We start from the raw sequence: 2,727 nt of genomic DNA on the forward strand, positions 1-2,727 counted from the left end.
ATCCAGACCGGGAGTCCCACAAAAAGAGTCGCAAAGGAAATCATGAGATCGATCGCCCGTTTCCCCGCTTGTTCCCACGGCTGCATGATCACCGGCATGATCTCAATAAGCGGGAACCCGTAGATCTGATTTGTGCGGGCCTGTCCGCTGATGATATCGTAAAGGTCCGGCATGATTTTGAGGCTCACATCGTGTGAATTGCAAGAACCGATAACCGAAAGGAGGTTGTCATGATCGGTGGATGCGAGGGCGATCAGGACGTCGGTGACTTCGTATTGTTCCAGCAGGCCGGGGAGTTGGGTGATCGGTTGAAGGATCGGCACCCCCTTGTAGGTATCCTCATGAACCCCTTCTGTTGCAGGGACGAATCCCACGATGCGGTATCCGAGCGCGGGGTAGACCTGAACCCTGTCAAACAGTTCTCTTGCCTTCTCCGACCATCCCACGACGAACGTATTTCGCAGGCCGATCCCGGCTTCCAACAAACGCCTCTGAAACGTGTGCTGGAGGAGGCGGCCGCCCCCGACAAACCCGAGGATCAACGCCCAGTACACCACGATCAGCATGCGCGACTGGACCGGGGATCCGACTCCGCTGTCGTCGATGAAGATTGCGAAAAAGAGGAAAAGGATGCCGAATGTCGTCGCCTTAAAGAGCGAAGTCAACTCGTCGAACCGCGATTGGGAATACCACGAGCGATAGAGTCCGGAAAGGAAGAACACAAGCAGCCAGAAGACTCCAACGGCAATGAGCGGAACCCAGAAATCCGGGTCGGGTGTGTGAGGAAACAGGCCGCTGCTAACCCGGATCCAGTAATAGAACCCCCAGGCGACGGAAATTGTCACAAGGTCGAGAAGAGGGGCCCGTAGCTTGTTAAGGGTTGCTCTCGTCACATTAACCGGCAACTATGCGAAAAATGTCTTCAAACCGTTTTTGAAACGTGTGGTCCTTCAGCGCCCGCTCATACCCCGCCTGCCGGATCGATTCACGCTCGCCTTCATTCTTCAGGAAAAATTGAACCTTCTCCGTCAAGTCATTCTCCGAATGAAACAAGGCAATTTCCCTGCCGGGGATGAAATATTCTTCAATTCCATCCACCTGTTGGGTAAGAAGGAATCCGCCCGACCCCGGAATCTCAAAATTCCTTCCTTTTATTTGCGGGTGCTTCCCATCGAAAAGAGTTGAAACATTGCCCAGAATCTGACGGGGAGCCTGCACCGTGTACGTCCCGTCTGCGCGCCGCGACAGCACAGTCTTCACGATCGGCTTGAGGCGGAAGCCGAACGAGCTGTCGGCGAAATTCAGGTTGATCCTGGTCCTGGAAAATAGCTCTATCATCTCGTTTTGTTTCAAACGCCCGTTGTTCCAACCCTTCCCCCAGAATTCAACATGCACGCCAGCGCGTTCCAGCGCGCCGGCAAACCGCCTTCTGGATGAATGAGCCTGACCCACGAACGTGACGTCGTGGTCCTGCGGGACATCGGATCTCCGGTAGATTCGGTGGTTGAATCCCCACTGGGACTTGATGACGTTCCGGCACCCGATCCTTCGGTATCGTTCGACCGAGTACTTATCGGTCGTTACCACCCAATGAAACAGGGGGGCCCAGAACCTGGAGAACCCATGAAACCTCCAGTGATCGTCGGCAAACCAGTTCAAGGTCTGACTTCCCTTCCGGTCCGAGAGCTTCCGGATGGTCTCCCTCTTCACTTCGTCGGTAAAGAGCATGAAGAAGCAGATATCGGGCTTCATCTCCTCTGCAGCCTCAAGCAATTTGACGTTCATCGTCTCCCGGCCCCATTGACGCATCACTTCGTCGAACGGAAATTCCAGGACCTTTACGTCCTCCATCGCGGAGAGCGTCTCAAAGAAATTCACATATTCGAAACTGTATCCGCGGCGCGGATCGCCGTAGTCATTCCTCAAACCGACGTAGAGGATGCGAAGAGGCGCCACAGGGCTCACCGGCTGAGTTTCCCGCCGTACTTGATGAAGAGATAAATGATTCCCCGGAGGTGGAGAAACGACATTCTTGAAAAGAGCTTCTTCTTCGTGATCCGTTGCTCGATATGGATAATCCTGGTATGAGGATAAAAATAGACTTTCCACCCGTTCCGATACATCCGCAGGCAGTAATCGATATCCTCGGGCCCGTAAAAAATCTTCTCATCGAGAAGACCCACCTGGTCCAGAGCCTCACGGCGAATCATCTGACAGGCGCCGATGACATAGTCGACATCGAGAACGCTGGTCCGGTCCCAATCAGCCATCTCATGGCGCCGGAGGGCCGCGCTTCTCCTCGCGGCATCGAAAGAGACCAGCCGCCGCAGCACGAACACGAACGGGGATGGGTACCGGCGGGCGCTCGGCTGGATAAACCCCTCGGGTGAGATTAAAGCGCATGCGCAGATCCCTGCGTCCGCGGTCCGGTCCATGAAATCAACCATTTGCCTCAGGGAATTCTCGACCAACAGCATGTCGGCGTCGAGGATCAGGGCGTAGCGTCCCTTCGCCCGCCGCAGCGCCTGATTGCGCGAAGGCGCAACGCCGCGGTTCACTTCATTCTCAATCAGCACTGCATCGGGGAAATCGGACCGGATCATTTCGGCTGTGCCGTCCTTCGAATTGTTGTCGACGACGATCAATTCCGTGTCGCCGACTGTCCGGATTCGGGCAAGGCTCGCCAGCGTGTCCGCCAGCTGGCCCGCTCGATTGGCCGTCGCGATG

General features: G+C 55.6%; 3 protein-coding genes. All 3 read right to left on the reverse strand.

Translation table 11 applies throughout. The annotated features are described in order from the left end of the window. Positions 1 to 893 (reverse strand): sugar transferase (locus VI215_04215; protein ID HEY6191514.1); only part of this gene is annotated, 893 nt, incomplete at its 3' end. Position 894: 1 nt separating this feature from the next. After that, the gene (locus VI215_04220; GenBank protein ID HEY6191515.1) at positions 895 to 1,956 is read right to left on the reverse strand and encodes a glycosyltransferase; all 1,062 of its coding nucleotides are present in this window, start codon (positions 1,954 to 1,956) and stop codon (positions 895 to 897) included. A 5-nt stretch (positions 1,957 to 1,961) separates the two neighbouring features. Next, the coding region (locus tag VI215_04225; protein ID HEY6191516.1) for a glycosyltransferase family 2 protein at positions 1,962 to 2,727 on the reverse strand (766 nt) is incomplete at its 5' end.

The organism is Bacteroidota bacterium, assembly GCA_036522515.1.
GTDB lineage: Bacteria > Bacteroidota > Ignavibacteria > UBA10030 > SZUA-254 > VBOC01.